Annotated in this window: 16 protein-coding genes; 13 read left to right on the top strand and 3 right to left on the bottom strand. The window is 62.4% G+C overall.

From position 1 onward, the window contains the following. Window positions 1–105 precede the first annotated feature (105 nt). The 12 genes from ACQRBR_RS11760 (at window position 106) to ACQRBR_RS11705 (ending at window position 16,969) form a co-directional block, all read left to right on the top strand. Complete coding sequence (locus ACQRBR_RS11760) at window positions 106–1,320, top strand: bifunctional 3,4-dihydroxy-2-butanone-4-phosphate synthase/GTP cyclohydrolase II (protein WP_204625544.1); 1,215 nt, start codon at window positions 106–108, stop codon at window positions 1,318–1,320. Window positions 1,321–2,060: 740 nt separating this feature from the next. Next, complete coding sequence (locus tag ACQRBR_RS11755; protein WP_427813031.1) at window positions 2,061–3,041, top strand: lipoate--protein ligase; 981 nt, start codon at window positions 2,061–2,063, stop codon at window positions 3,039–3,041. Between the two features lie 145 nt (window positions 3,042–3,186). Continuing rightward, window positions 3,187–4,269: a glycine cleavage system aminomethyltransferase GcvT gene (gene gcvT / locus ACQRBR_RS11750; protein ID WP_321128340.1), complete on the top strand. Its 1,083-nt coding sequence runs from the start codon at window positions 3,187–3,189 to the stop codon at window positions 4,267–4,269. A 204-nt stretch (window positions 4,270–4,473) separates the two neighbouring features. Then, window positions 4,474–4,857, top strand: a complete 384-nt coding sequence (gene gcvH / locus ACQRBR_RS11745) for a glycine cleavage system protein GcvH (protein WP_040369793.1) — start codon at window positions 4,474–4,476, stop codon at window positions 4,855–4,857. A gap of 77 nt (window positions 4,858–4,934) precedes the next feature. After that, window positions 4,935–6,266 carry an aminomethyl-transferring glycine dehydrogenase subunit GcvPA gene (gene gcvPA, locus ACQRBR_RS11740; RefSeq protein WP_204625885.1) on the top strand — a complete coding sequence of 444 codons (1,332 nt, stop codon included), beginning with the start codon at window positions 4,935–4,937 and terminating at the stop codon, window positions 6,264–6,266. Further along, on the top strand, window positions 6,263–7,714 hold the full coding sequence (gene gcvPB / locus ACQRBR_RS11735; RefSeq protein WP_303880974.1) for an aminomethyl-transferring glycine dehydrogenase subunit GcvPB: 1,452 nt from the start codon (window positions 6,263–6,265) through the stop codon (window positions 7,712–7,714). Before gcvPA ends, gcvPB begins: the two co-directional genes overlap by 4 nt. A gap of 666 nt (window positions 7,715–8,380) precedes the next feature. Further along, window positions 8,381–8,842, top strand: coding sequence for an EVE domain-containing protein (locus ACQRBR_RS11730; RefSeq protein ID WP_006007954.1), 462 nt, complete (start codon window positions 8,381–8,383; stop codon window positions 8,840–8,842). A gap of 521 nt (window positions 8,843–9,363) precedes the next feature. Further along, window positions 9,364–10,749, top strand: coding sequence for an FAD-binding oxidoreductase (locus ACQRBR_RS11725; protein WP_006007961.1), 1,386 nt, complete (start codon window positions 9,364–9,366; stop codon window positions 10,747–10,749). Between the two features lie 11 nt (window positions 10,750–10,760). Continuing rightward, window positions 10,761–12,053, top strand: a complete 1,293-nt coding sequence (locus ACQRBR_RS11720; protein ID WP_006007962.1) for a (Fe-S)-binding protein — start codon at window positions 10,761–10,763, stop codon at window positions 12,051–12,053. A 29-nt stretch (window positions 12,054–12,082) separates the two neighbouring features. After that, window positions 12,083–12,721: a lactate utilization protein gene (locus ACQRBR_RS11715; RefSeq protein WP_006007963.1), complete on the top strand. Its 639-nt coding sequence runs from the start codon at window positions 12,083–12,085 to the stop codon at window positions 12,719–12,721. Window positions 12,722–12,724: 3 nt separating this feature from the next. After that, window positions 12,725–14,881, top strand: coding sequence for an L-lactate dehydrogenase (quinone) large subunit LdhH (gene ldhH / locus ACQRBR_RS11710; protein WP_289616808.1), 2,157 nt, complete (start codon window positions 12,725–12,727; stop codon window positions 14,879–14,881). A 390-nt stretch (window positions 14,882–15,271) separates the two neighbouring features. Further along, window positions 15,272–16,969 (top strand): L-lactate permease, encoded by a 1,698-nt coding sequence (locus ACQRBR_RS11705; RefSeq protein WP_303881487.1) that lies wholly within the window; start codon window positions 15,272–15,274, stop codon window positions 16,967–16,969. A gap of 131 nt (window positions 16,970–17,100) precedes the next feature. On the opposite strand, the gene ACQRBR_RS11700 is transcribed toward ACQRBR_RS11705, so the two are convergent. The 3 genes from ACQRBR_RS11700 to ACQRBR_RS11690 form a co-directional block, all read right to left on the bottom strand. Further along, a complete protein-coding gene (locus tag ACQRBR_RS11700) occupies window positions 17,101–17,505 on the bottom strand; it encodes a hypothetical protein (protein ID WP_427813030.1) in 405 nt (134 codons plus the stop codon). 164 nt (window positions 17,506–17,669) lie between these two features. After that, window positions 17,670–18,269, bottom strand: coding sequence for a hypothetical protein (locus ACQRBR_RS11695; RefSeq protein WP_427813029.1), 600 nt, complete (start codon window positions 18,267–18,269; stop codon window positions 17,670–17,672). Between the two features lie 74 nt (window positions 18,270–18,343). After that, window positions 18,344–19,402 (bottom strand): alpha/beta hydrolase family protein, encoded by a 1,059-nt coding sequence (locus ACQRBR_RS11690; RefSeq protein ID WP_427813028.1) that lies wholly within the window; start codon window positions 19,400–19,402, stop codon window positions 18,344–18,346. Window positions 19,403–19,536: 134 nt separating this feature from the next. Here ACQRBR_RS11690 and ACQRBR_RS11685 point away from each other — a divergent pair. Next, the coding region (locus tag ACQRBR_RS11685; protein ID WP_427813027.1) for a DedA family protein at window positions 19,537–20,206 on the top strand (670 nt) is incomplete at its 3' end.

The raw sequence follows: 20,206 nt of genomic DNA, 5'->3' as shown, positions 1-20,206 counted from the left end.
CCGGCCCCAAAGCGCGTCCCCCGTTGACAGGACGGCAGAGCGGCCCTACCTTTAGGCACAAACGAAGATAACGCCGTCCCGTACGGCACAAGCCAAGGAATTGACATGCCTCTGTGCAGCACTGAAGAAGCCATTGCCGAGATCCGGCAGGGCAAAATGATCATTCTTGTGGACGATGAGGACAGGGAAAACGAAGGCGACCTGACCATGGCCGCTGAATTCGTGACCCCTGAAGCCATCAATTTCATGGCCAAGTTCGGCCGTGGTCTCATCTGCCTGCCCATGTCCGGCGAAATGGCCGACAAGCTGCAACTGCCCCTGATGGCCAAACATAACGGCTCGCGTTTCGGCACCAACTTCACGGTGTCCATCGAGGCCCGCGAAGGCATCACCACCGGCATCTCCGCCGCCGACCGCGCCACCACCATCAAGACCGCCGTGGCCGACGGCGCCCGTCCCGACGACCTGGTGACCCCCGGCCACGTCTTCCCCCTGCGCGCCCGTCCCGACGGCGTGCTGGCCCGCGCCGGCCAGACCGAAGGCAGCGTGGACCTGGCCCGTCTGGCCGGTCTCAAGCCCGCCGCCGTCATCTGCGAGATCATGAAGGACGACGGCACCATGGCCCGCATGCCCGACCTGGAAGTCTTTGCCGCCGAACATGGCCTGAAGATCGCCTCCGTGCGCGACCTCATCTGCTACCGCATGCGTCGCGGCCAGGTGTCCGTCAAATGCGATGCCAAGGCTCATCTGCCCAGCCTGTACGGTGACTTCACGGTCTACGCCTACGAGAGCGACCGCGAGCCCGGCACTCATCTGGCTCTGGTCAAGGGCGACATCACCACGCCCGAACCCGTGCTGGTGCGCGTGCACAGCCAGTGCCTCACCGGTGACGCCCTGGGCTCCCTGCGCTGTGACTGCCGTGGCCAGCTGGCCGCCGCCCTGCGCCAGATCGAAAAGGAAGGCCGCGGCGTGCTGCTCTACATGCGCCAGGAAGGCCGCGGCATCGGCCTGGCCAACAAGATCCGCGCCTATGCCCTGCAGGACGAGGGCTACGACACCGTGGAAGCCAACCGCAAGCTGGGCTTCCCCGATGACCTGCGCGACTACGGCACCGGCGCCCAGATCCTCGTGGACCTCGGCATCACCAAGATCCGCCTGCTGACCAACAACCCCAAGAAGATCGTGGGTCTGTCCGGTTACGGTATGGAGATCGTGGAACGCGTGCCCATCGAGATCGAAGCCTGCCCCGAAAACGAATCCTACCTGCGTACCAAGAAGGAAAAGATGGCCCATCTGCTGACGGGCATCCGCTGCCACTAGGCCGCAGGACAAAGCGTCCGCATGGCGGGGAAGAGGACTTGCTCCTCTTCCCCGCTTTTTTTGTGCCCTTGCTCCATCCCCGGCTGCGGAAGGAGCGGATCGGGCCCTGCCATGGACGGACCGCAGGAGAAAAACGGGGCTGATGGCGCGAAGATGTTTACGTCATTACAGGTGAATGTTTGTAAACGATAGATGAAATTTATAAGATATTTAAAAAAATTTTATAAGAAAATCATTTCACATGATTGCATAAATTATTTTTTATGACAGTCTGTCTTCTGGTAGAGTGCTGTTTTTTACATATTCGCTCTTTCTTCCTGCATTGGTATCGCAAAAAATGAACAGGAAAAATCGACGCAGTATGCGGATAGTATGCATGAGACTGCGTTGAAAAACGTTCTTTTCCTGAGGAGGATGATTCCTTTTTACCTCTGCATCCAAATGTGGCACAGCGGCGGCAGCCTTGCGGCCGGTCCCGTGCGCGGCCTTTTGGAATGGGCGTATCTTTCCGGGCGTGTCGGGGGGTGGCGTTCCCTTTTTTTTCACAGCAGGCTATGCTCCTGCACTGTCTCGGGATGCCAGGAGGCGGCCTGTGCCGCCCTTGCCGTCACCGGGCTGGGGCTCGACTTCACGCCATATTTCACAAAGTATTTTTTGAAATATTTCTTGTTGGGGCCCTGTCGCTATGCTATTTTTATGCCGGACCCGGCACCGACCGGCGGTCTTTTCAGGAGCGTCCCATGCAGTTTCTTTCCCTTTCCTCCACGGATCCTGCTCTCAATCTCGCTCTTGAAGAATGCCTGCTGCAATGGCTGCCCGCGGATCATCCGGGCCTGTTTTTGCTCTGGCAGAATGCCCCCAGCGTCATCGTGGGGCGCCATCAGGTGACGCTGGACGAGATCGACAGCGACTTTGTCCGTCGGCGCGGCCTGCCTGTAGTCCGCCGCATGACCGGCGGCGGCGCGGTCTATCATGATCTGGGCAACCTCAATTTTTCCTTCATGGAGAATGCGCACGGGCGCAAGACCGTGGACTTCGTGCGCTACTTGCGCCCTGTCTGCGCGGCGCTGGCCGAGCTCGGCGTGCAGGCCTCCCTTACCGGACGCAACGATCTGGAAGCCGGGGGCCGCAAGATCTCGGGCAGCGCGCAGTCCCTGCGGCAGGGGCGCATCCTGCATCACGGCACCCTGTTGGTATCGCTGGATTTTAGCGAGCTGGTGCAGGCCCTGCATGTGGACCCGGACAAGATCCGCTCCAAGGGCATCGCCTCGGTACGCTCGCGGGTGGCCAACATCTCCGATTTCTGGGCGCCGGGCAGCAGCATGGAAGACCTGCGGGCCGCGCTGCTGCGCCACTGCGCCGACGGGGAAGGGAAGCTGGAGCCGGAGGTGCTGCGGGCCGCGGAAGAACTGGCGGAACGCAAATACCGCAGCTGGGACTGGAATTACGGTGCCTCGCCGGCCTTCACCCTGCAACGGCGCGAGCGTTTCCCCTGGGGGCTGGTGGACTGGCGCCTGGACGTGCGGGACGGCGTCGTCCGGGACTGCCGCATCTGCGGGGACTTTTTCGCCACTGCGGACATCGCCGGTCTGGAAGAGCGCCTGCGCGGGGTACGCTGCCGGAGCGACGCGCTGGCCGGGGCCCTGAACGGGGTGGCCTGGCAGGAATATTTTTCCCATTGCGATCCGCAGCGCATGGAGCAGTTTTTCACGACGTTGTAGGCCATCCCTCCGGGCGTTCCGGGACAGGTCCCGCACGCTTCGGGGAGGAGCGACCTCTCTGCGCTAACATCAGGCCGGTCGGGCCCTGCCCTGACCGTGCCATCCGTCATCCGGCCGGAGCCGCGCCGGAAAGGAGGAAGGAACCGTGGCCGAACTCAAGACCCCGCTCACGGACTGGCATGTGGCCCACGGCGCCAAGATGGCGCCTTTCGCGGGCTGGCTGATGCCCATCCAGTATGAGGGCATCCTCGTGGAGCACCAGCATACCCGTCAGCATGCCGGCCTGTTCGATATCTGCCATATGGGCGAGTTCCGCATCCGGGGCGCCGGTGCCGATGCGGCGCTGGCCGCCGCCGTGAGCCACAACCTGGCCACGCTGGCCCCGGGCCGCTGCCGCTACGGCTTCCTGCTGACGGAAAAGGGGACGGTGCTGGATGACTGCATCGTCTACCGTTTCGGCCCGGACGACTTCATGGTGGTGGTCAATGCCGCCTGCGCCGCCGGGGATTTTGCCACCCTGCGTGCCCGCCTGCCCGAAGGCGTGGTCCTTGACGACATCTCGGAGCAGACCGGCAAGATCGACCTGCAGGGCCCCGAAGCCGTGGACGTTCTGGAGACCCTGTTGGGCCGCAGCCTGCGCGACATGCCCTATTTCGGCTTCCGCAGCGAGGACTGGCAGGGCTGCGAGCTGCTGGTGAGCCGCACCGGTTACACCGGTGAGCTGGGCTTCGAGCTCTACGTGCCTGCCGGTCGGACCCAGGCCTTGTGGGAAGCCCTGCTGGCCGATGAGCGGGTCAAACCTGTGGGCCTTGGCGCGCGCGATACCCTGCGTCTGGAAGCCGGTCTGCCCCTCTATGGCCACGAGCTGGACGAGAACCACACCCCGGCCGAGGCGGGCATGGGCCGCATGCTGACCAGCACCGCCCCGTATGTGGGCCGTGAAGGCGCGCAGGAAGTACGCCAGAAACTGCTGGCCCTGAGCATCGAAGGCCGCCGCGCCGCCCGCAACGGCGATGCGCTCCTGCTGGAAGACGGCACACCGGCGGGCGTGGTCACCAGCGGGTCGTTCGCGCCTTCGCTGGGCCATGTGGTGGCCTTTGCCTGGGCCGACGCCGACAAGGCCGATGCCGCCACCTATCTGGTGCAGGCCTCGCGCAGCCAGCTCAAGGCCACGGTCACCGAAGCGCCCTTCTACAAGGAAGGCACGGCCCGCAAAAAGTTGGCCTAGGCACGGGACGTCCCGGCTTTCGCGGGCCGGTACGGCCGGACGAAGAAAGGCGGTGCTCCCGCCATATTTCAGGAAAGATCCCGGCAGGGCAGGGGAGGCCCGGCAGCACCATGCGGATGACGGACTGCCGGGGCCCCTCGCCCCGCCACAGATGCTGACATCAACTTCCGGGACAGCGCATCGCCCCGGACCAAGGAGAAGACCATGAGCAATCCCGAAGACCTGCTGTACAGTGCGTCCCACGAATGGGCCAAAGTCAACGGTGAAGAAGCTGTCCTCGGCATCACCCATTTCGCTCAGGAATCCCTGGGTGACATCACCTATGTGGACATGCCCGCCGAAGGTGACGAACTGACCGCCGGCAGCGAGTTCGGCGCCGTGGAATCCGTGAAGGCGGCCAGCGACCTGATCTCGCCCGTCAGCGGCACGGTGGTGGCCGTGAACACCGAGCTGGAGAACGCTCCCGAAGTCATGAACAGTGACCCCTACGGCGCCGGCTGGATCGTGCGCGTGAAGCTGTCCGCCCAGCCCGAAGGCCTGATGGACGCCGCGGCCTACGAAGAACACTGCAAGAACGAGCAGCACTAGTCCGTGGAGCGGCAGGGCCCTGGCCCTGCCGCCTTTTTTCCACCAGCACGGCAGCCTTCGCTGCAAGGAGCTCCCCTATGCCATTCATTCCCCATACGCCGGACGAAGTGCAGGAAATGCTCTCCGTCGTGGGTGTGCGCAACCTTGATGACCTTTTTGCGGACATTCCGCCTGAAATGCGCCCCAAACATTTCGATTTGCCCAAGGGGCAGAGCGAATTTGCCGTGTGCCGCTACTTCGAGGACCTGGCCGCCGCCAACGTCTCGCCCTCCGTCTCCTTCCTGGGCGCGGGCTTCTATGCCCATTACGTGCCCCGCGCCGTGGACGCCCTTTCCGGTCGCAGCGAGTTCTACACCTCCTACACGCCCTATCAGGCCGAATGCTCGCAGGGCACCCTGCAGGCCATCTTCGAATACCAGACCGCGGTGAGCCGCCTGCTGGACATGGATTGCGCCAATGCCTCCGTCTATGACGGCGGCACGGCCCTGTTCGAGGCCTGCATGATGGCCGTGCGCGCCACCCGCCGCAAAAAGCTGGTGGTGGACCAGTGCATCAATCCCATTTGGCGGGCCATGCTGGAGACCTACTCCTCCAGCCTGGACATCACCCTGGTGACCGTGCCCCATAAGGACGGCCTGAGCGACATGGAAGGCCTCAAGGCCGCCGTGGACGCCACCTGCGCCGCCGTGCTGGTGCAGAACCCCAACTTCTTCGGCGCCGTGGCCGACTTCAGCGAGCTTTTCGCCCATGCCCGCGCCTGCAAGGCCCTGGGCGTCATCTCCGTCTATCCGGTCATGCAGTCCGTGCTCAAGACCCCCGGCGAGATGGGCGCCGACATCGCCGTGGCCGAAGGCCAGAGCCTGGGCCAGCCCCTGAGCTTCGGCGGTCCCTATCTGGGCATCATGACCTGCCGCAAGGAGCATATTCGCCAGTTCCCCGGCCGTATCGTGGGCCGCACCACGGATCTGGAAGGCCGCACCGGCTATGTGCTCACCCTGCAGGCCCGCGAGCAGCACATCCGCCGCGCCAAGGCCACGTCCAACATCTGCTCCAACCAGTCCCTGTGCGCTCTGCGCGCGCTCATGTACCTTTCGCTGGTGGGCCCGGACGGTCTGGCCCGCGTGGCCGAACACGGCATGGCCCTGGCCCGCTACGCGGTGGAAAAGCTCACGGCCCTGCCCGGCGTCTCCCTGCTCAATGACGCGCCCTTCGGCAACGAAGTGGCCCTGCGCCTGCCGCGTCCCGCCGAGGAGGTGGTGCAGGCCCTGCTGCGTCAGGGCGTGGCCGCCGGTTATCCTGTGGGCCGTGCCTATGCGGGCATGGATGATGTGCTCTTGCTGGCCTGCACCGAATGCAACACGCGTGCGCAGGTGGATGCCATGGTCGAAAAGCTGGGAGGTCTGCTGTGAAAACCATCTTTGCCGAATCCGTAGAAGGCCGCCGCGCTCCCGGTCTGGCCCTGCCTGTGGACGACGACGCGCCCCGCGCCGCGCAGATGCTGCCCGAAGCCCTGCTGCGCAAGAGCGCGCCGCGCCTGCCCCAATGCTCCGAACTGGACGTGGTGCGCCACTTCACCAATCTGTCCAAGCTCAACTATAGCGTGGATGCCAATTTCTATCCCCTTGGCTCCTGCACCATGAAGTACAACCCCAAGTTCACGGAATACGTGGCCGCCTTGCCGGGCTTTGCCCGCATGCATCCCCTGCTGGCCCAGCTTTCCGGCGAACTGGCCCAGGGCGCCCTGCAATGCCTGTATGACGCCGAACAGTGGCTGTGCGAGGTCACGGGCATGAAGGCCTTCACCTTCCAGCCCATGGCCGGGGCCAACGGCGAATATACCGGCGTCAAGCTCATCGCCGCCTACCACAAGGCCAAGGGCCGCAACCGCACCAAGATGCTCATTCCCGACTCGGCCCACGGCACCAACCCTGCCTCGGCCGTGCTGGCGGGCTTCGAGATCGTCAACGTGCCTTCGCGTGACGGCATGGTGGACCCCGCTGCCCTTGAAGAAGCCATGGCCAAATATCCCGACCAGGTGGCCGGTCTGATGATGACCAACCCCAACACCCTGGGCCTGCTGGAGCTGCATCTGCCGCGCATCGTGGAAGTGCTGCGCCGCGAAGATGCCCTGCTGTACTACGACGGCGCCAACATGAACGCCATCCTGGGCAAGATGCGTGTGGGCGACGTGGGCTTCGACGTGGTGCACCTCAATGTCCACAAGACCCTGGGAACGCCCCACGGCGGTGGTGGCCCCGGCTGCGGTCCCGTGGGTGTGGGCGAGCGCCTGCTGCCCTTCCTGCCCGCGCCGCGTGTGCGCAAGGCCGAAGACGGCAGCTATGCCCTGGACTACGATCTGCCGCAGAGCATCGGCCACATCGGTCCCTTCTACGGCAGTTTCGCCGTGGTGCTGAAGGCCCTGGCCTACATGATGCGTCTGGGCGCCGAGGGCCTGACCCGCGCGGCCGAGTTCGCCAGCCTCAATGCCAACTATCTGCGCAAGAAGCTGGAAGGCGTGCTCGATGTGCCCTTCGACCGCATCTGCGCCCACGAGTTCGTGGCCTCCGCGCCCGAAGGCCTGCGCGCCCTGGACATCGCCAAGGCCCTGCTGGATCGCGGTTTCCATGCGCCCACGGTGTACTTCCCGCTCATCGTCCATGAATGCCTCATGGCCGAGCCCACGGAGACCGAGAGCAAGCAGACCCTGGATGCCTACATCGAGGCCCTGCGCGAGATCGTGGCCCTGGGCAAGTCCGATCCCCAGCAGCTGCTGGATGCTCCGGTGAAGATGCCCGTCCGCCGTCTGGACGAGACCGCGGCCGCGCGCCACATGATCCTTACGGAAGATATGGAATAGCTGGCAGGACGGCCGTGCCCCCTGTGAGGGCGCGGCCTTCCGCGTGTCATGCCTTCGTCACGGCGGTCCTTCGGGGCCGCCGTTGTTTTTTGGGGGATGGGTGCTGTGGACTGGTGGAGCAGGGGGGACGAGAGGGGAAGAGGCGTTTTTTGTAAAACCTGCCCCTTCCCCTCTCGTGCTCTCCCCAACCCCGAAAAAACTTTTGTCAGGGGCTGGCCGTCAGTCCCCGTCGTTGGCCGTCAGTTGCGGCGATATTTGGTGATCGGGAGAGGAAGGAGGGCGGGGGGCTGTCCGTTTTTCCCGGGACAGGGGAGGGGATAGTGGTTGCCGTGGCGTGGGTGTGAAAAGCTGGCAAAATATGCAGGAGAATAAGTGACGGTGGCGTCCGTATCACAACGTTACGGGGGCAGATCCCCTGTCTATGGTTTGGCCGTTACATATCGTTACGTGACTTCCTGCCCGTTTGCAGAGGACGATGCTGACACTTTTTATCCGGCGACGGGGACTTTCCATACCGTTCAGAGAAAAAGTTTTTGGAAGGGGAGGGGGATGCAAGGGGGAGGCCTTTTTCCAAAAAGGTCTTCCCTCCCCCTGCGTGCCCGACCTCTTTCCAGAACACTTGCTACTTTCTTTTTGAGAATATATCCTGATAAAAAAGGAGGTACCATGAACTACTGGTTGTTCAAGAGCGAGCCGGGCTGCTATTCCTGGCAGGATCTGGAGGCCGCGCCCGGGCAGACCACGTCCTGGGACGGCGTGCGCAACTATCAGGCCCGCAACTTCATGAAGGCCATGAAAAAAGGCGACCTGGGCTTTTTCTACCACAGCGGTGCCGATCCCTCCATCGTGGGCGTGGTGGAAGTGGTGCGCGAGGCCTATCCCGACCATACGGCGCAGGACCCCGAGAACAATCATTTTGATCCCCGGGCCACGCCGGAAAAGCCCATCTGGGAGATGGTGGACGTGCGCCTGCACAAGGCCCTGCCTGCACTGAGCCGCAAGGAGCTTTCCGCGCATGCGGCCCTGGCCGGCATGGAGCTCATGCGCCGGGGCAGCCGTCTCTCCGTTCAGCCGGTGAGCGCGGAAGCCTTTGAATATATTATGCATTTGGCGAATGAGAAAAAATAGACAATCTCAGGGCCTGCATGGGGCGCAGAAAAAATGTTTCCGGAAGATTCTGGACAGGATATAAAAAAATTTTTTGTTTTGATTTCTTACCGGTAAGATAAGTGTGCCTGAAAGAGACTGTAGTAATGTGCAAAATGAAGAGCATATTGCATATCTATTCTTTCTCTTTTGTGTGGCCGTTCTTTGGAAAAGAGTGATTGTATCATCTGTGTTGTCGCATTTTTTGTACATTTTACCTTAATAAAAGAAGAGAAGGAGTTTATAGTTGTATTTTATAAAATATTTTTAAAAATACAAGAAAAAGAGGATCCTCTTTTTTCTTTGCAACAGCAGGTTGGGGAGCAGTTTTACCTTTTCAAAAAAAGAAATTCTTGCTAAAAAAATTCATTCGGCCCGGATCAACCTATTCTTCGGAGCAGGTCTTGCTGCGTGCTCTTTTTTCGTGTTCCGGGTAGATTGGGTGCAGGCCCGGTCGGGAGCCCGGGTTGATGAGCATATTTCATGAGTAACAGGAGGCCCTTATGGCAAGCCAGGCGCTTATCAAAGAATTTGAAGATCTCCTCGGCAAGGAAAACGTGTTCAGCTCCGAAGCTGACCGCCAGAGTTATTCCTATGATTCCGCGGTGCTGCCCCCCGTGGTGCCCGCTTTCGCGCTGCGTCCCACCACCACCGAGCAGCTCGGCATCTGTGTGAAGAAACTCTATGACTACGGCATTCCCATGACCGTGCGCGGTGCCGGTACCAACCTGTCCGGCGGCACCATCCCGGACAGCAAGGAAAGCGTGGTCATCCTGACCAACGGCCTGAACCGCATTCTCGAGATCAACTCCGACGACCTGTACGCCGTGGTGGAACCCGGCGTGGTCACGGCCACTTTCGCTGCCGAGGTTGCCAAGAAGAACCTGTTCTATCCCCCGGATCCGGGGTCCCAGGCCGTGTCCACCCTGGCCGGTAACATCGCCGAAAACGCCGGTGGTCTGCGCGGTCTGAAGTACGGCGTCACCAAGGACTATCTGATGGGCCTGGAATTCTTTGACGCCACCGGCGAACTGGTCAAGAGCGGTTCCCGCACCGTCAAATGCGTCACCGGTTACAATCTGGCCGGCATGATGCTGCAGTCCGAAGGCACCCTGGGTATCATCTCCCAGGCCGTGCTCAAGCTGGTGCCCCCGCCGCAGGCCTCCAAGGCCCTGATGGCCGTGTTCGATGACATGCAGAAGGCCGCCGAAGCCGTGGCCGGCATCATCGCCGCCCACGTGGTGCCCTGTACGCTGGAATTCCTCGATAACAACACCATCGTGCGCGTGGACGACTACACCAAGGCCGGCCTGCCCCGCGACGCCGCGGCCATCCTGCTCATCGAAGTGGACGGCCATCCCGCCCAGGTGGCTGACGAAGCCGTGGTCGTGGAACGCGTGCTGCAGCAGACCGGTGCCGTGGCCGTGCATGTGGCCAAGGACGCTGCCGAAAAGTTCAAGCTGTGGGAAGCCCGCCGCCAGGCCCTGCCCGTGCTGGCCCGCTGCAAGCCCACCACCGTGCTCGAAGACGCCACCGTGCCGCGCTCCCAGATCCCTGCCATGATGAAGGCCGTCAACGACATCGCCAAGAAGTACAATGTCGAAGTGGGCACCTTCGGTCATGCCGGTGACGGCAACCTGCATCCCACCTTCCTGTGCGACAAGCGCGACAAGGAAGAATTCGCCCGCGTGGAAGCCGCCGTCGACGAAATGTTCGATGTGGCCATCAGCCTGCACGGTACCCTGTCCGGTGAACACGGCATCGGCACCGCCAAGTCCAAGTGGATGGAAAAGGAAACCTCCCGCGGCACCATCCTCTTCTCGCAGCGCCTGCGCCGCGCTCTGGATCCCAAGGGTCTGCTCAATCCCACCAAGCTGGTGGGCATTTAGGGAGACACGCCATGAGCGACCTGAAGAAACTGGCAAAGCGTCTGATGACGCTTGACGACCGCATCATCGCCTGCATGAAGTGCGGCATGTGCCAGGCTGTCTGCCCCATGTTCGGCGCCACCATGATGGAAGCCGACGTGGCCCGCGGCAAGCTGGCCCTGGTGGACAATCTGGCCCACGAAATGATCGCTGACCCCGAGGCCGTGGCCGACAAGCTGGGCCGCTGCCTGCTGTGCGGTTCCTGTGAGGCCAACTGCCCCTCCGGTGTGAAGATCATGGACATCTTCATGGAGGCTCGCGAGATCGTGAACACCTATCTTGGCCTGCACCCGGTCAAGAAGATGGTGTTCCGTGCCCTGCTGCCGTATCCCGGCCTGTTCAACTTTGCCATGCGGGTGGGCGCGCCCATGCAGCGCGTCATCTTCCGCAGCAACAAGGACACCCAGAACACGGCCTGCGCTCCCATGCTCAACTTCATGCTGGGCGACCGCCACATCCGTTCCCTGGCCCTCAAGCCCCTGCACGCCATCTACGGCAACCTGGACGAGCCCCGCGTCATGGGCGGTCTGAAGGTGGCCTTCTTCCCCGGCTGCATGGGCGACAAGCTATACGTGGATGTGTCCGAAGCCTGCATCAAGGTGCTGCACCACCATAACGTGGCCATCTACATGCCCAGCAGCTTTGCCTGCTGCGGTATCCCGGCCCTGTCCTCCGGCGACGCCGAAGGCATGGTGAAGCAGATGGCCAAGAGCCTGGCCGCCTTTGGTGAAAGCAGCTTCGACTATGTGCTGACCGCCTGTTCCTCCTGTACCTCCACCATCAAGGAACTGTGGCCTCGCTACGCCGCCCGTCTGGGCAGCGTGGAACAGCATCAGGCCGAAGCCCTGGCCGCCATCACCATGGATATCAACGAATTCCTGGTGAAGGTGCTCAAGGTCGAAGCCGTGGAAAGCCTGCCCGGCGCCAAGACCGTGACCTACCACGACTCCTGCCACCTCAAGAAGGCCCTGGGCCTTTCCGAGGAGCCGCGCACCATCATCAAGACCAACCCCAACTACAAGCTGGTGGAGATGAAGGAAGCTGACCGTTGCTGCGGTTGCGGCGGTTCCTTCAACCTCTTCCACTACGACCTGTCGCGTGTCATCGGCCAGCGCAAGCGTGACAACGTGGTGGCCACGGGCGCCCATGTGGTGGCCGCCGGCTGCCCCGCCTGCATGATGCAGCTGGAAGACGTGCTCTCGCACAACAATGACCCCGTGCAGGTCAAGCATACTATCCAGATCTATGCCGAAACCCTTAAATAGGGTGCGGCATTCATTATAAGGAGACATCAATGGCCCCTGAAGAAATACAGGATCTTGTTCAGGACTTCACCGCCAAAGCCACGGCCGTCAACGCCGTGGTGCAGGAGCTGCCCAACATGGCCGCCGCGCTGCAGTACGTGGTGGACGTGTGCGAAAACAAAGCCCCGTGCGAACTGATGGCGGACGAGGACGTGGAAAAGGGCCCCAATGGCCCCAACGGTGTGCCCACCCGCGTGCAGCGTATCGTGGCCGCCCCTGTCCTGAACGATGAAGACTTCGCCACCCTGGAAGCCGCCTGCAAGGAAAAGGGCTTCCTGTGCATCCGTGAAGGTCTGCGCAACCATCTGGCCGGTATCGACGTGGGTCTGACCTCCGCCGAGATGGGCGTGTCTTCCAGTGCCACCTGTCTGGTGAATACTGACAACGAAGATGCCCGTCTGGCCGGTATGATCAGCGAAATCCACGTGCTGCTGCTGGCCAAGTCCAAGCTGGTGCGCACCCTGCCCGAGATCGCCGGTCGTATGCGAGAGCTGCTCATGGCCAACCCCAAGGGCGGCAACTACACGACCCTGATCAGCGGCCCCAGCCGTACCGCCGATATCGAGCGCGTGGCCGCCGTGGGCGTTCATGGCCCGCTGGAATTGCATATCATTCTTCTGGAGGACTAAGCCATGAGCCACACTGCACCCAAAACCCTTTCGGATTACCGCAAGGATATTGATTCCGCCCTTGAGGACAGCTTCCTGCGCCGTACCCTCGACACCTTCGCCGTGGCCTACCGCGCCAACCGTGAAGCTGTGTTCAAGGAAGTGGATGAACGCGGCCTGATCAAACAGATCGCCGACGCCAAGGACGATGCCTGCAAACACATGGAAGAACTGTACGAACAGTTCCGCCGTGTGGCTGAAGAACGCGGCGTGCATGTGCACCGTGCTGCCACCGCCGAAGATGCCAACCGCATCATCGCCAGCATCGCCCGCGAGAACAACGTCAAGCGCATCATCAAGTCCAAGTCCATGACCGCTGAAGAAATTCAGCTGAACCCCTACCTGGAAAAGGAAGGGTTCATCGTGGACGAGACCGACCTCGGTGAATGGATCATCCAGCTGCGCCACGAAGGTCCCTCGCACATGGTCATGCCCGCCATCCACCTGTCCCGCTATCAGGTGGCTGACGACTTCACCAAGGAGACCGGTGTCAAGCAGGATGCCGAAGACATCCAGCGCCTGGTGAAGGTGGCCCGCGTGCAGCTGCGCCGCAAGTTCATCAACGGCGACATGGGCATCTCCGGCTGCAACTTCGCCGTGGCCGAAATGGGTGCCGTCAGCACCGTGACCAACGAAGGCAACGCCCGTATGGTCACCACCCTGCCGCGCGTCCATGTGGCCATCGCCGGCCTGGACAAGCTGATCCCCAACCTGGAAGTGGCCCTGACCGCTCTGCAGGTGCTGCCCCGTAACGCTACGGCCCAGCGCCTGACCGCCTACGCCACCTTCATGGCCGGTGCCGGCGAATGCGGCGCCTGTGAGGACAACAAGAAGGTCATGCACGTGGTCTTCCTGGACAACGGCCGTACCGAGATCGCCCGTGATCCGCTGTTCTCCCAGATCTTCCGCTGCGTGCGCTGCGGCGCCTGCGCCAACGTCTGCCCCGTGTTCCGTCTGGTGGGCGGCCACAAGATGGGCTACATCTACATCGGCGCCATCGGCCTGATCCTGACCTACTTCTTCCACGGCAAGGACAAGGCTAAGGTGCTGTGCCAGAACTGCGTGGGCTGCGAATCCTGCAAGAACGTCTGCGCCGGCGGCATCGACCTGCCTCGCCTGATCCGCGAGATCCGCTCCCGCCTGACCGACGAGCAGGGCGGTGGTGTGGAAGGCACCCTGATGGCTGCTGTGATGAAGAACCGCAAGATGTTCCACAGCCTGCTGAAGTTCGCCTCCTACGCCCAGAAGCCCTTCACCGGCGGCACCCAGTTCCAGCGTCACCTGCCTGCCATGTTCCTTGGCAAGCACGGCTTCAAGGCCCTGCCCGCCATCGCCAACGAAGCCTTCCGTGACCGCTGGGCCAAGATCGCCCCGCGCGTGGCCACCCCGCGCTACCGTGTGGCCATCTTCGGCGGCTGCGCTCAGGACTTCATCTACCCCGAACAGCTGGAAGCCTGCGTCAAGGTGCTGGGCGCCCGTGGCGTGGCCGTGGAATACCCCATGGCCCAGACCTGCTGCGGCCTGCCTCTGGAAATGATGGGTCAGCGCAAGACCTCCGTGGATGTGGCCAAGCAGAACCTGGAAGCCTTCGACGCCAGCAAGTACGACGCCATCATCACCCTGTGCGCCAGCTGCGCCTCCCACCTGAAGCATGTGTACCCCCACATCCTGGAAGGCAAGGCCGACGCCGCCCGCGTGCAGCTCTTCTCCGACAAGGTGACGGACTACAGCTCCTTCGTGCATGATGTCCTCGGCCTGACCGAGAAGGACTTCAACAACAGCGGTGAAAAGGTGACCTACCACGCTTCCTGCCACATCTGCCGTGGCCTGGGCGTGACCAAGGCCCCGCGTGACCTCATCGCCGACGCGGCCACCTATGTGCCGTGCGCCGAAGAAGACGTGTGCTGCGGTTTCGGTGGTACCTACTCCATGAAGTTCCCCGAGATCTCCGGCACGCTGCTGGCCAAGAAGCTGAAGCACATCGAAGAGACCGGCGCTTCCCGCGTGGTCATGGACTGCCCCGGCTGCGTCATGCAGCTGCGCGGTGGTGTGGAAAAGCAGGGCATGAAGGTCAAGGTTTCGCACATCGCGGAACTGGTGGCCGAAAACCTGAAAAACTAACTGAAAATGAGCGGCGGCGTGCCTTGCGGCGCGCCGCCGCCTTGCCATGCGGGCCTGATCTGTCCGGGCCTGCAGGGATCGCCGGCCTCGTGCCGGGCCGGGTGCAGCCCAGGGCGCCCCGGCAGCAGGGACAGAAGGAATTTTTGAGCAGGCACCGGGTTTCCCGGGCGGTTTTGAGGAAGGCCGCAGTCTGCTCGAAAGCGCCGTATGATAAAGGCCTTTTCCTGGCGAACCTGAAGGAGCGCCGGTGGGCCTACGGTCATGCGGCAAGGTCACGACCGTAATGCGGCATGTCGTCATGCCGCCGGTTTGGGGAAGGTCACGGCTGCGTGTGGTGCGAAAATATGCGGCCGGGACATGTTCAACATGGACACTTGCAGAGGAGGTCTCATGTCCATCGGTCTTCTGGCATTTCTTGCCTTCATCCCGATCCTGATTGCCCTGATCCTCATGGCCGGCATGCGCTGGCCCTCCACCCGTGCCATGCCTATCGCCTGGCTCGCCGGTGTGGTGCTGGCTTTTGCCTTCTGGGGTCAGGAGCCCCTGCGTCTGTTGGCCCTTTCCATCGAAGGCACCATCACGGCTGTGGGCGTGCTGATCATCGTGTTCGGCGCGCTGCTGATCTACTACACCATGCAGTATAGCGGCGCCATGGAAACCATCCAGGCCGGCATGAAGAAGATCAGCCCCGACAAACGCTTGCAGGCCATCATCATCGGCTTCATGTTCGCCGCCTTTATCGAAGGTGCCGCCGGTTTCGGCACGCCTGCCGCCCTGGCCGCGCCCCTGCTGCTGGGCCTTGGCTTCCCGCCCCTGTGCGCGGCCGTCATCTGCCTGGCCTTCAACAGTGTGCCCGTGACCTTTGGCGCCGTGGGCACCCCCGTGTTGCAGGGCTTCAAATCCATCGAAGCCGTGGCCATGCAGGCCATGAACTTTTCGGACCCTGCCATGGCCTACAAGACCATCGGCGAATATGTCACCCTCATGCATTTCCCCATGGGCATCATCCTGCCCATCTTCATGCTGGGCTTCATGACCCGTTTCTTCGGCAAGAACAAGTCCTGGATGGAAGGCTTCCGCGCGTGGAAGTACTGCCTCATGGCTTCCGCCTGCTTCCTGGTGCCGTATCTGATCCTGGCCTGGCTGGTGGGCCCCGAACTGCCTTCCATGGTTGGCGGCCTGCTGGGCCTCGGTGCGCTGGTCTGGCTGACCCAGAAGGGTTTCTGCGTGCCCCGCGACGGCGTGTGGGACTTCGACCACAAGGATGCCTGGGATGCTGAATGGACCGGTTCCATCGAAGCCAGCTCCGCCACCGAGTACAAGGAACACATGAGCCAGACCATGGCCTGGTTGCCCTATGTGCTGTGCGGCCTGCTGCTGGTGCTGACCCGCGTGCCCGCCTTCCACCTGAAGCCCATCGTCACCGATCCCATGTTCAGTGTGGGGTGGGCCAATATCCTGGGCTTCCAGGGCGTGACCTCCAAGATCGCCCTGCTCAACCTGCCCGGCACCATCCCCTTCATCCTGGTATCCATCATCACCATCGGCCTGCACAGGATGAACGGTGAAAAGATCCGTCAGGCCTGGGGCACCGCTCTGGAAAAGATGACGGCCCCCACCATCGCCCTGGTGGCTGCCGTGGCCCTGGTATCCATCCTGCGCGGCTCCGGCGTCAATACCGCCGGTCCTGATGGTGCGGCCCTGCCGTCCATGCCCATGGCCATGGCGCTGTTCGCCTCTGACGTGGCCGGTGCCGCCTGGCCCATGCTGGCCGCTTTCGTGGGCGGTCTGGGCGCCTTCATCACCGGCTCCTGCACCGTGTCTGACATGCTCTTTGCCAACTTCCAGTGGGATATGGGCGGTCTGCTGAATTATCCCGCTCTCGGCAAGTACATCATTGTGGCTGCCCAGGGCGTGGGCGGCGCTGCCGGCAACATGATCTGCATCCACAACATCGTGGCCGTGTGCGCCGTGCTGGGCATGATCGGCAAGGAAGGCATCATCCTGCGTCGTACCATCTGGCCCTTCCTGCTGTACTGCGTGGTGGCCGGTACGGTGTGCTTCTATCTTATTGGCCGTGTCCTGTAGCAACGGCTGAAACTATGCAAAGAAAGGCCCGCTTTGGCGGGCCTTTTTTTATGCCGTGCAACGGCCGGAAGAGCCGACGCTGCAACAAAAAAACCACCCGGAGGATGGTTCGGACGGAGGCAGGAAGAGGGCTAGTTGTCGAGGAGGGCGGCCGGTGCGTGCCAGTACCAGTGCGCGACCAGGGTCAGGTCATCCGGCAGCCATTCCCCGCTGTGTTCGAACTGGAACAGCAGCTCTTCTTCGGCCTCGTCCAGCGGGATGGCCGGATGGGCCAGCTTGCGCAGGTGGACCAGGACGGCCAGACACTCGAAAAGCGAGAAGAGCGCCTCGGAAGAAAGGTCTGCAGCAGCAATGGTGCGCAACAATTCGGGATGGAAGGGATTGTTGCTGACACGGGCTGCATCATACAGGTCGCAATGCCGGCACAGGGAATCCAGAGTATCGGCGACCAGCAGATCCCGTTTTTCCTGAGGGGATCGTTGCCGTAACGCTGCGGCGAACTGGCTGATGGAGGTACGTTTTTCGCGAATGGTCACCGGGAGCTCCTGTTTTCTGATGATTATAGAATAACACATATATAAAAGCAACGTTCTTCCGCGCCAATGCGGGCCAAAAGAGCGCACTTTCCTTTTGGGCAGACTGTAGCTGGGCACCAGTAACAGTGCTGCTTCGGTGCTGTTTTTCCGCTGGACGGGGCCTTTTAGCGGCGAGGGTCGAGATAGCGGGGATCTATATGCAGGCGATAGCTCCGTGCCGCCGGATTGCGGCGGGGCGGCAGGGATATGTTGCCTTCGATGGACAGGGGCTTGTCTGAAAGGCCGAAGGGCTGGAGGCCCTGAAGGCCCTGGGGCATGGCGGCCAGCCGGTCGCCCAGGACGTAGAGGACGGGCATGCTGCGCTGGGCACGGCCAGCCAGGAGCATGCTGCCGCCGTGGCTGCTGCCCAGGATGCTGGTGAGCAGGGAAGGCAGGCGCACGTCGGCGCGGCGCAGCAGTTCCAGGAAGTCATTGCCTGTCTGTCCCACGAAGGAGACCAGGGACATGCCGTCGCGGCTCACCAGCAGGCTCACCGGCACGGTACCGCCGTGGATGCCCAGATAGGTGGAGCGGGCGCCCGCAGGCATGGCTGTCCAGCCTTCCGGGAGGGATTGGCCGCTGACGGTGGCCGTTTGCTGGGGCGTATCGGCGGTGCTGCTGCCGGCCGCGGTGAACAGGGAACTTTTGTCCAGCGCGGGCCACGCACAGGCCAGGGCGGCCAGGGCCAGCAGGGCGCAGGCCAGCAGGGATTGGAGATGGCGCATGCCGTTATGTCCTTGATACAGGGGTGATTTCCCTTCCTAGGAAGAATGGCGGGACCTTGTCAAGCCAGGCCGGTCTACTCGCCGGTGCCGAGGGAGAAGAAGCTTTCCGGGCCTTCCTGGGTCCCGAGCCATTCCAGAAAGAATGAGGCCAGTCTGCGGGTAAGCGTGCGGAACAGCTGCTGGCGCAGGGGATCCAGCTCGTCATGGCACATCTCGGGCAGCTCATTGGCCAGGCTGGGCGGACAGGGGGCCATGAGCAGCGACATGTCCGCTTTGTCCAGGAACAGGTGAGCGGGTTTCCTGTCCATGCGTTCATACAGAGCCTCGGCATGCAACGAGGAGATGCTCAGGTCGTCATGCTCAAGGCCCACCAGCAGCAGGTGCGGCTGCAGGCTGGCCAGCCCCTGATGGCTGAACAGCATGCCGAAGGTGGGGCCCACGGCGGCGATGGCCTTGACGCGGGGATCGGTCAGGCTGCGCGGATCCAGCGGGAAATGGCCGCACATGCTGTCCATGCGGGCCCGGGGCTGGTCATAGCAATAGGCATCGTCCTGGGGGGCCTTGCGGCAGTAGTCCATCCAGCCGGAGCAGTCGGGCAGGGCGCCGCCCAGCAGCAGGGCGGCCGTAGCGCCGCTGCCGTAGCCCAGGACGCCGATGCGCTTGGGGTCGATGCTGGGGCCGATGTCTTTGTCGGCCAGCAGCAGGTCCATGGTGGCCGAAAGCTCCAGGGCCCTGTCCTTGAGCTGCCCCCAGAGGAAAAGATGATCCATGTTTTCCATGCAGTCGCGGGGATGGGTAGGCGCGGCTACCACGAAGCCACGCGCCGCCAGGGCCGCCGCCGTATCATGGAAGGAAAAGCGCGTCCCCGACGAGGGATGGGAGAGCAGGATCAGAGGAAAGCGGCCGGGCACGGGCTTGCCGTTGCGGGCGCCGCGGATGGTCCAGGGCGCGTAGGACAGGGAGCGCGGTGCGCGCACGGACGGATACCAGACATTGACGTCCACGCGGATGCCGCTTTCCTGCTGCCAGAAGCCCAGAGTGCGGAAACCGGGATTATAGCCGTTATCGGCCAGGGCCGGGACGGTGATGAACAGGCAGAGCAGGGCCATGATGACGGCGGAACGGACAGGCATGGGACCTCGCGAGACAGGAAAAGGGGTGGAGGCGTCCCCGCAGGCGGGAGCAGGGCCGCTGTAGGTGTTGTGCCACAGGCATGGCTGGGATACAAGGGAAAGGCTTTCAGTCTCAAATCCCTATCGAGGTGTACATGGAATTTCTGACATATCTGGTGGACTTCATCCTGCATATCGACGCCCATCTTTTCGAACTGGTGGAACAGTACGGGATGTGGATCTATGCCATCCTGTTCATCATCGTCTTTTGCGAGACCGGCCTCGTGGTCACGCCCTTCCTGCCGGGGGATTCCCTGCTCTTCGCCTCCGGCGTCGTGGCCGGTGCCGGGCTCATGGGCTACGGCCATGTGCTGCTGGTCCTGCTGGCCGCCGGTATCACGGGCGACGCGGTGAACTACTTCATCGGCCGTCATGTGGGCCCGGCCATCTTCCAGCGGGATTCCCGCTTCATCAAGAAGGAGCATCTGCTCAAGGCGCATCACTTTTATGAGAAGCACGGCGGCAAGGCCATCATCCTGGCCCGCTTCGTGCCCATCGTGCGGACCTTTGCGCCCTTCGTGGCCGGTATCGCCCTCATGTGCCCGCACCGCTTTTTCCTGTTCAACATCACGGGCTGTGTGCTCTGGGTGGGCGGTCTGGTCTCGGCCGGCTATTTTCTGGGCAACCTGGAATGGGTGCGCCAGAATTTCAGCATCATCGTCTACCTGATCATCATCATCTCCGTGCTGCCGGTGGCCATCGAAGTCCTGCGCGCCAAGCTGGGCAAGAAGCCGGAGCAGGTGGAAGAGTTGAAGAACCCCTTCG

It is taken from the genome of Desulfovibrio sp. SGI.133, assembly GCF_050313955.1.
Lineage (GTDB): Bacteria > Desulfobacterota > Desulfovibrionia > Desulfovibrionales > Desulfovibrionaceae > Desulfovibrio.
This window is presented reverse-complemented; position numbering and strand designations above follow the sequence as displayed.

Coding starts and splice junctions, on each gene's coding strand:
- ACQRBR_RS11760 (WP_204625544.1), top strand. CDS start 106: ATGCCTCTGTGCAGCACTGAAGAAGCCATTGCCGAGATCCGGCAGGGC.
- ACQRBR_RS11755 (WP_427813031.1), top strand. CDS start 2,061: ATGCAGTTTCTTTCCCTTTCCTCCACGGATCCTGCTCTCAATCTCGCT.
- gcvH (WP_040369793.1), top strand. CDS start 4,474: ATGAGCAATCCCGAAGACCTGCTGTACAGTGCGTCCCACGAATGGGCC.
- gcvPA (WP_204625885.1), top strand. CDS start 4,935: ATGCCATTCATTCCCCATACGCCGGACGAAGTGCAGGAAATGCTCTCC.
- ACQRBR_RS11730 (WP_006007954.1), top strand. CDS start 8,381: ATGAACTACTGGTTGTTCAAGAGCGAGCCGGGCTGCTATTCCTGGCAG.
- ACQRBR_RS11725 (WP_006007961.1), top strand. CDS start 9,364: ATGGCAAGCCAGGCGCTTATCAAAGAATTTGAAGATCTCCTCGGCAAG.
- ACQRBR_RS11720 (WP_006007962.1), top strand. CDS start 10,761: ATGAGCGACCTGAAGAAACTGGCAAAGCGTCTGATGACGCTTGACGAC.
- ACQRBR_RS11715 (WP_006007963.1), top strand. CDS start 12,083: ATGGCCCCTGAAGAAATACAGGATCTTGTTCAGGACTTCACCGCCAAA.
- ldhH (WP_289616808.1), top strand. CDS start 12,725: ATGAGCCACACTGCACCCAAAACCCTTTCGGATTACCGCAAGGATATT.
- ACQRBR_RS11705 (WP_303881487.1), top strand. CDS start 15,272: ATGTCCATCGGTCTTCTGGCATTTCTTGCCTTCATCCCGATCCTGATT.
- ACQRBR_RS11695 (WP_427813029.1), bottom strand. CDS start 18,269: ATGCGCCATCTCCAATCCCTGCTGGCCTGCGCCCTGCTGGCCCTGGCC.
- ACQRBR_RS11690 (WP_427813028.1), bottom strand. CDS start 19,402: ATGCCTGTCCGTTCCGCCGTCATCATGGCCCTGCTCTGCCTGTTCATC.